Origin of the sequence: Escherichia sp. E3659 (assembly GCF_005781135.1) — a bacterium.
Taxonomy (GTDB): domain Bacteria; phylum Pseudomonadota; class Gammaproteobacteria; order Enterobacterales; family Enterobacteriaceae; genus Escherichia.
Genome location: NZ_VATQ01000022.1, coordinates 55618 through 63824, shown reverse-complemented (window position 1 = coordinate 63824; position 8207 = coordinate 55618). Strand labels below are relative to the sequence as shown.

At 44.4% G+C, this 8207-nt stretch carries 6 protein-coding genes, 1 tRNA gene and 2 pseudogenes; 5 read left to right on the top strand and 4 right to left on the bottom strand.

The genetic code is table 11. From position 1 onward, the window contains the following. The 5 genes and pseudogenes from FEK47_RS16185 to FEK47_RS16160 form a co-directional block, all read left to right on the top strand. The coding region (locus tag FEK47_RS16185) for a 3'-5' exonuclease (protein WP_171020858.1) at positions 1-673 on the top strand (673 nt) is incomplete at its 5' end. Positions 674-738: 65 nt separating this feature from the next. Then, entirely contained in the window at positions 739-1044 is a 306-nt protein-coding gene (locus FEK47_RS16180; protein WP_135487013.1) for a hypothetical protein, read from the top strand. Between the two features lie 188 nt (positions 1045-1232). After that, a pseudogene (locus FEK47_RS16170) lies at positions 1233-1499 on the top strand (ParB/RepB/Spo0J family partition protein); the annotation flags it as partial. 81 nt (positions 1500-1580) lie between these two features. Next, the gene (locus FEK47_RS16165) at positions 1581-1802 is read left to right on the top strand and encodes a PerC family transcriptional regulator (protein ID WP_032158196.1); all 222 of its coding nucleotides are present in this window, start codon (positions 1581-1583) and stop codon (positions 1800-1802) included. Positions 1803-1919: 117 nt separating this feature from the next. Then, positions 1920-3659 (top strand): AAA family ATPase, encoded by a 1740-nt coding sequence (locus FEK47_RS16160; protein ID WP_135521043.1) that lies wholly within the window; start codon positions 1920-1922, stop codon positions 3657-3659. 51 nt (positions 3660-3710) lie between these two features. On the opposite strand, the pseudogene FEK47_RS25485 reads toward FEK47_RS16160, so the two are convergent. The 4 genes and pseudogenes from FEK47_RS25485 to FEK47_RS16140 all read right to left on the bottom strand — a co-directional run. Then, a pseudogene (locus FEK47_RS25485) lies at positions 3711-4152 on the bottom strand (integrase); the annotation flags it as partial. A gap of 114 nt (positions 4153-4266) precedes the next feature. After that, positions 4267-5448 (bottom strand): integrase arm-type DNA-binding domain-containing protein, encoded by a 1182-nt coding sequence (locus FEK47_RS16150; protein WP_001604123.1) that lies wholly within the window; start codon positions 5446-5448, stop codon positions 4267-4269. 562 nt (positions 5449-6010) lie between these two features. Continuing rightward, positions 6011-6105 (bottom strand) — tRNA-Sec (locus tag FEK47_RS16145). Positions 6106-6436: 331 nt separating this feature from the next. After that, a complete protein-coding gene (locus FEK47_RS16140; RefSeq protein ID WP_135487014.1) occupies positions 6437-8146 on the bottom strand; it encodes an AsmA family protein in 1710 nt (569 codons plus the stop codon). Positions 8147-8207 lie beyond the last annotated feature (61 nt).

The window sequence follows — 8207 nt, the reverse complement described above, 5'->3', positions numbered from 1 at the left end:
ACTGCTCCTGATGTACGATGATGCCCAGTCCATTTACCGGCGGGAGCGGGCCCTGAACTTTTCTCTGGCCAGTGTGGGGATTCAGGCGCAGGGACGCACTTCTGTCCTGCCGGTCAATTACCGTAATCCGAAACGCATTCTGCACTTTGCTTATGCATTCTCCCGCGAGTATTTTGAAAAACATCAGAACCGTGAAATACCGCTCGTTCAGCCACAGGCGGGTGGTGAAGAGGGCACAGAGCCGGAAATCCAGCGTTGTGCTTCTGAACGTGATGAAGCCAGACAGGTTGCAGACTGGCTGGAGAAGCGCCATGCCCTGTGCGGTCACTGGAGTGATATGGCTGTGCTGTGTCCGACAGAGCGTTCAGCGAAACAATTGCAAGACGTTATGACGCAACGCGGGATACCGTTTGCCACCTGTTTTGACAGGGAAGGCAAGAAGGCATACTCGCGACGTAAGGATGTGGTGCATTTACTGACGTACCAGAGCAGCAAGGGACTGGAGTTCCCGTATGTGGCAGTTATCAATGCGTCTTTCGTTCATTCTGGCGCAACGGATGAGTCTGAAGTGATTCCGGTGCTTTATGTGGCATTCACCCGGGCAACCCGTGAATTACTGGTGACCTGTTACCATGAAAACAGTATCAGTCGTCACCTTGAGGATTTTGCATAATACCAGACCATTTCTTTATTCCGGGCTTTCACCATACTGTTATTATCAGGTTTATTTAATTCGCCATGAACCCGTTATTTAACGATATTCAGATGCGTCTTTTTTATCTGAACCACTCTCCGTACTCCTGGCACTGGAATGTCAGATTCAGACTTCAGGAAGCCGTATATATTGGCAGCGATACCTGTCATATCACCATTACCTGTAATCAGTCTGGTTTTCATTTAACCCGGGACGGACAACGGGTATTCACTGAGCGTTATATCAGAAACCTTAATGAGCTGTTACCGGTTCTGAAACGGCGGTGGGATGTGACACCGGCAATCATCCGTGCAGTGGAATACCTTTCCCGGGTACCGGTATCACACTGACGTTCTTTCCGTAACTATTAATCATGATTTAATACAGCAATACTGAATCTGCCGATGACTTCTGAAGTGAAACTGAAAACAGGTGGTGACCCCCGGTCATTACCGGATTATGCTGCCCTGCGCGATGAAATCAGCAAACTGACACACCCGGCACGCCCGGATGCATACAACAGGATTAAGTGGCCTGAATGAAGGGCTGGCTGCTTGTAGCCTGTATTAATCCGGAGAGAAAGGGACAGGCTACACGTATGGCGGTCACCATACGGCATAACCGGGCTAGGGGTAACCATCAAATAACCTCAATGTCTGATATTGTCAGGGACCTTTCGCGTCTGGGGTGGACAGATGAGCATATTGGCACAGAACTGGGGATGGACCAGGATGAAGTGCTGAGGCTGAAACCGATTAGCGAACTGACAGAGCTGTTTCAGGAAGAGGCTTTCAGTACGGCATGAACGGTTCGCTGAGACCGTCAGATATGAGTATTATTTCAGTGAGTTGATGTTTTGAGCAGGAAAAAGAATAGCCCGGAAGTTGTGGAAGACACGATTGCACTGAAACTGGAGGCTGCAGGTTACTGGCGCAGAGCTTCCACCCGCTGGCTTTTTATTGTGGGTAATTTTGAATGTACAGAAGCACAACGGGAGTGGTGGTTGTTGCGACGGGAGTATTGTCTGACGCAGATATCATCGCCGACATTACCAGTGAAGCTGGATATCAGCAAATTGGCGAAAGCTGCAGATAAGATACTGCGTTGAAATAAATGAGGGTTAAAAAATCAAAACCTAAGATGCAATCAAAAACTTCTTCTGAAGTGCTGTTTTATATTTAGTTGTGGGAATTCGTTGTTCATTTTTTTGTAATCGAGGAGCTTTATGAAGATATCATTTTTTGGCGTGAATAACTTCAGGGCTATTTCAGGGGGCCTTGATAATAATAAAATCATTTTTAAAGATACGAACACGCTTTTTATATATGGGGCAAATAATGCCGGGAAATCCACTTTTTTAAAGGCTTATTTGTTTTTCTATTATGATGAAAAACCTGACATTAATGATTTCTTTAAACGTAACGATAATTTACCTATTGAATTTGAACTAGAAGTTCAGCTTGATGATTTAGATAAAGGTAAAATTGAAATAAAAGCACCCAAACAAAAAGATAGTTATAAGAAGTATTTGCATGATGGGTATATAAAAATTAAAAAGGTTTGGAGTAAGAATAACTCAAAAATAGAATGTAGAAATTATACTTATAATTACTCTAACGAGCAATATGATGAAGTTGGTTATGCAACAATTGGGTTGCACTCGGTATTTCAATCATGTTTGCCGAAGCCTGTATTTATTAAAGCAATGCCAACAGAAGAAGAGGCAAAAAAGATTCTTAATGAAATACTTAAGATGATGGCAGAAAGTACGCTAAAATCATCAGATCTTGAGGAGTTAAGAATAGCACAAGCTAAAATAAAAGAACTGCAAGATAAAATGTATGACTCCGGAGTGATAGAAGCATATCAAAACTCTGTTAATGGATATTTCAATAAAATATTTTTTGATACATCAATATGTTTTAAAGATAAAAAGGACAGAGTGGTTTGGACTGAAAATAAACTCGGTAGGGATTTTGAAATTGAGTTTATGAAAAAGAACGAATACGGTGAGTATGATGACGCAATTCCATCAAATTATAGTAGTGTAGGGCATGGAACGATTAGAACAGCTATATTTACTTTGCTACTCATGAGAGACGTAGCCGAAAGATTCGAGAGAAAAAAAGGAAGAAAAGACTATATGGTGCTATTTGAAGAACCAGAGTTGTTTCTTTATCCAAGAATAGTTAAAGAGTTACGAGAATTAATATATCAGGTCAGCGTTGAGGAGTTGCCATATCAGGTACTTTGTGCATCACATTCTTCAGCCATGATAGATCTTTCTAAACCTAAATCATCAATAATACGGTTAGTTAACAATTCTAAAGGTACAAAAATTTACCAAATCAATGATTCTTTTTTAAAGGATGCTAAAGGGATAATTACTAATGATGAGCTCAAACAAGAAATGTATGAGGTGCTGAGATTTAATCCTTATATATGTGAGTCATTTTATGCAGATGAGGTCTTATTAATTGAAGGTCCAACAGAGGAAATAATTTGTAGGGCTTATTTCCAAGAGTTTCCATCAAATAAAAATATTTTTGTTCTGAACTGCGGTACAGTCAATAACATTCCATTTTACCAGAAAATATTTTCCCAGTTTAATATTAAATATCATATTATCTGTGATACAGATAAATCAAAGATAATCTCTCTTGATAAAAATGGAAATCCTTATTTCGATTCGGGAATTCAGAAAAAAATTTCTGAGCAATACAAAGAGGATATAATTAAAATGAATGGGTGTATTGGATTGTTCAGGACTCACAATATAACTTTTGAACCAGCTCACCAGGATGATAGTATTCCCGAACATTTACGATTTGTTGATTGTGGGGATAGAAGTAAACCTTTTAATGCGAATATGTATTGGAAAACGATACTAAAGCCAAATATGTCCGACCGTGAAATAAATAAAGTCCCTATTATAAGACATTTACAGGAAATACTTGCACATTAGTTATAGTTTTTAAGAGAAAGAGTCCGAACACTCGCTCGGACTCTTTTCCCATTATTTTAGAGGATTGTTACCTTTGGCGTAATCGAAAGGGGAGATATTTATTTCTTTGTTTGTGTCCAGAAAATCTGCTCACCACTGTGGCATCAGTCGATGTTTTTCCAGATGCTCTGCTTTATAGATATACGCAGCACGTACGCCATTATGCTCCTGATGGCTCATCTGACGTTCCACTGCATCGCGGGACCACAAACCTGATTCAATGCACTGCACGCCATCGCCCGGATTCCACGACCATAGATTTTTTGGGTTGTGTCATACCATGCCCCATCACCCTGAGGGCTTTATTTACGGTGTTTTCACTAATTGCTTTACGTGGGACATGTGCTCCCGTAAATATCAGACTATTTTCACCTGCCCATGTCTGAAGTTCTGCCAGTATGGCTACAGCCTGTTTGTAGAGTGGTACAAGATGTGGAGTCCGCATCCTGGCTCCCCCGATGTGGGTTCAGACAGTGTGAGCAAATAAAAAAAGGAATATAAATAAAGCCATCCTGCTGTCAGTGCAGGATGGTTATTCATTATTTTTGTATCACTGAACTTTCATTCATCAGGTTTGCTCAGATAGTGAATCTATGTAGTCAGCGTACCATTGCATCATTTCACGGCGGCCATCGAGATACTGAGCATGGTTATAAGTTCCCCTGATAGCATTTTTATCTACATGGGCTAACTGTGTTTCGATCCACGATGAATTAAAACCCTGTTCGTGTAAAATAGTACTCATGGTGTGGCGGAAGCCATGTCCGGTTAGCCTACCTTTATATCCCAGTAATTCAATAACCTGATTAATACTTTCCTTGCTTATAGGCTTGCGAGGATCGTTCCTGCCGATAAACACCAACGAATGATGTTTTGATATTGGCTCAAGCAGCTTAAACAGAGTAATGACTTGTTCTGAAAGCGGCACAATATGAGGACGTTTCATCTTCATCACTTCTGCTGGAATTTCCCACAACTTTGCTTCAAAATTGATATCCTCCCAGCGAGCAAAGCGCAATTCTTGCGTGCGTACGCCAGTTAACATGATGATCTGAGTCGCTGTTTTTGTGATGATACTGCCGGTATAACCTGCTAGATCGTTAAGGAAGTAAGGAAGCTCATTAGCAGTAAGGAATGGGAAATGCACTTTCTTTGGTGTAGCTAACGCACCGGCAAGATCGGGGGCGGGATTGTAACTCGCTCTGCCAGTAATGATTGCAAAACGGAATACTTCTCCACAGCGTTGACGAACTTTACGCATTTTCTCCAACGCTCCGCGTTTCTCCATTTTACGTAAAGTTTCCAGTAGCTCCATTGGTTTAATATCAGCGATGGGACGTTTGCCAATATAGGGGAAGATGTCTTTTTCAAAGGTGTCAATGATTTCTGCACGGTAGCGTAGGGACCAGCGATCTGCTTTAGACTGATGCCACTCGCGAGCAATCACTTCAAAGGTGTTTTCTGCATTAAGTTTCTGTGCAAGTTTCTCGGCTTTTTTAGTTTCTCCAGGATCTCCACCTGCCGCCAGAATCTTCTTAGCCGCATCACGTTTTTCACGGGCGTCAGCAAGAGAAACATCGGGGTAGACGCCAAAAGCGAGGCGTTTTTCTTTACCCGCAATGCGATATTTCATGCGCCAGTAGCGTGAGCCATTGGGAGCAACTTCAACGTATAATCCGCCTGCGTCGCTTATGCGATATGCTTTTTCTCTGGGTTTTAATGCGCGTACTTTTGCATCAGTTAACGGCATCTTTGTTTCCTCCTTAATGCAAGAATGTTTTGGTAACCAGAGTTTGTTTATATGTAAGGGAAAGGGTCAACTTGGTCATTTTGACGTTCTAATAGACTCAGTTGAGAGGGGGCCTGTCCTTAGTAACATTGCTCTCTTTCTAGAGTGTTATATGCGCCAGATCGTAACCATTCTTGATTTTTTTTGTGCATCCTCTCTTAATTTGATGGTCTTGATTAAACATCACATTCGATGTGTGTTGTGGAACGAGATGTTTTTACCCTTTCCCGTCTATTCGACAAGCATTCTGAGCCCGTTGAATTTATGAGCAGAAGGCTCTTTACCGATAGAAAATTTGCAAGGTCTACTATGGGTATCAGATGATGTTATTATTTGATTATAAAGTTTTTTTTATTGTTTTGGTGGCATGAACTTTCCTTTCAATATTTAGTTCCCCCAATTATGCCCCCAAAGGTATATTGAAGTATGTTGACTCCTGTTGACCTCAGGATACAAAGAAAGCCTGATATATAAGGGATTAGAAGGGGGGGATTGACGTCGGGAGAGTTCAGTAGAGGCATTTTGGCGGAAGATCACAGGAGTCGAACCTGCCCGGGACCGCTGGCGGCCCCAACTGGATTTGAAGTCCAGCCGCCTCACCGGAGACGACGATCTTCCGCGCCTCGATTGCTACATGGAGGCGGGGCGCATTATAGCTACTTCCTCGCCTTATCACATCCCCCATCACACTTTTTTCCGCTTCGTTTCGCCTTGCCATGATCCTCTTCACAGAAACTCTCGGCAAATCCATAAGTTACACTTTGGCACAACCGCGCTCCCAGAAAAAAGAAACGTAAGTTGATAACAAAAAATAGCAATATCCGTATTCTTAAGGATGGTTTACGCCGTGCAATGAGCGGGAACGAACATGGTAATTGGATACTCTACTGTTTGTTATTTATTGAAAAAATGCCGGGTACGGCTGTGTCGTACCCGGTGAGATTGATTTTTACTGCACTGGCTCCGTTGACGTAACTTCGCCACTGGAAACTACGCCAGCATTCATGGTTTGGGTTACCTGCTGCTTTTCAGCGTTCACAGCATGGAGTTGCCCGCTAACCGTGGGTTTTAGCGGTGCATCGGCCTGAATATTGCCGCTGGCGGTAAGCTGAATATTGCCGTCGCCAGTCAACGGTAATTCAGGCCATCCCCACTGTTGCAAAATATTCACCGGCACACCGCGTCCATTCAGGCTGATATGAGTCTGGCGCTGCGGGGTTTGTGAAACACTGGCAGTGGCTTCCAGAATGCCTTTCTCGGTAAACGCGCTAAGTTCGCTGATATTCACCGTGCTGCTGTTGGCGGCCAGTGCCAGCGACGGACGGCGAACATCAACACGATTGAACGTCGCGGCGGCGGCATTCAGATTCGCTGTGCCACTCCAGACGCCCCATTGGTGATTGGCAACCAGTGTCAGATTCGCGCCATAGCCATCGAGCGCGGTGAGTTGCCATGGAAAGTCAGGGTCGATATCAATGATCAGGTTGCGGCTGGCGCTAAATCTCTTCAGTTGCAGACTGTTTAACCAGCCGGGTGTTGTTTCCATCCATAACTGTTGCCAGTTTTTTGGCAGGGTATATTCCAGCCCGACAATTGCCGCATCATCGAGGATCAGCGTTTTCCCGTCGCGTTGCCAGTTTCCTGACGTTCTCACCATGCCACCTTCCCAACGGCTGGTAAACTGGCGCAGCGCCACGCCCTGCGGGGAAAATTCTGCGTTCATAATCGGGTCAAACAAATGTAGCGAACCATAAATAAACTCGCTGGCATTCATCGACAGCTTTCCTTCCTGTGTCTGCCAGTCATCTTTACTAAAGGTCATGTTGCGTAAGCTGAGATCGAGATCGGTCACCGCCCAGCCCGGGCCTTGCAGGCGAGCATCTATCACTTCCAGGCGACCAATCTGTAACGAAGGCACAGAGCGCAATGGCGCAAAGAAATCAGTCAGCGATTTTTCGCTTTGCAGACGGATATCCGCCATGCGCAGGTTTTCCACCTGCCAGCTACCGTCGGCGTTACGCTGCGCGTTTCCGGTTAATGTACCGCGCGCGATATCGGCACCCAGATTGGTCAGCGTAACGCGATCGTTATCAATACTGCCTTCAACCAACACATTGGTGGCAGGAACATCATTGAGCGACAGGGAGCCAGCACTGAACTGAATCTGCGCTTTCGTTCCCAACACTTTACCGGCTTCTGGCGACCACGGAATGACGCCGCCATTTACCCGCTGAGCACTTAATTTCCACTCGCTATTTGGGCTATTAAATGCCATATCGCGCAGTTGCAGGCGATCGGCTTTGAACGGTAGCGGGGCGGTCTGGTCGGTGAGATTCAGCGTCCCGTTTTCCAGCAGAATGGTATCGACATGGCGCGGTTCGGTCAGTTGCCGACTACTCAAGGCGATATCAACACTTTTTGCCACCAGGGTAGCGGGCTGTCCATCACGACCAAACGTGACGTTCTCCAGTATGATATGAGACGGCGCGGAAAAGCGGTGATCCATTGCCCCGAAGACCAAATGGTAGTCGCTATTTTCGGAAATCCATGCGCTGATATGCTCCGCACCCCAACGGGTTTGCAGAAGAAAATAGAGGCCAGTTATCACTACGAGTAGCGCGACGAAAATGTAGAGAAGCAGCTTCCCAATAAATTTCATAGTCTTCCATCCCGCGAAATACACATAAGGGAGTTATGCACGATTTACGCGCATTCCTCAA

What these genes read in the sequence shown, in the direction of transcription:
- FEK47_RS16140 (WP_135487014.1), bottom strand. Translation starts at nt 8,146, where the DNA reads ATGAAATTTATTGGGAAGCTGCTTCTCTACATTTTCGTCGCGCTACTC.
- FEK47_RS16160 (WP_135521043.1), top strand. Translation starts at nt 1,920, where the DNA reads ATGAAGATATCATTTTTTGGCGTGAATAACTTCAGGGCTATTTCAGGG.
- FEK47_RS16150 (WP_001604123.1), bottom strand. Translation starts at nt 5,448, where the DNA reads ATGCCGTTAACTGATGCAAAAGTACGCGCATTAAAACCCAGAGAAAAA.
- FEK47_RS16180 (WP_135487013.1), top strand. Translation starts at nt 739, where the DNA reads ATGAACCCGTTATTTAACGATATTCAGATGCGTCTTTTTTATCTGAAC.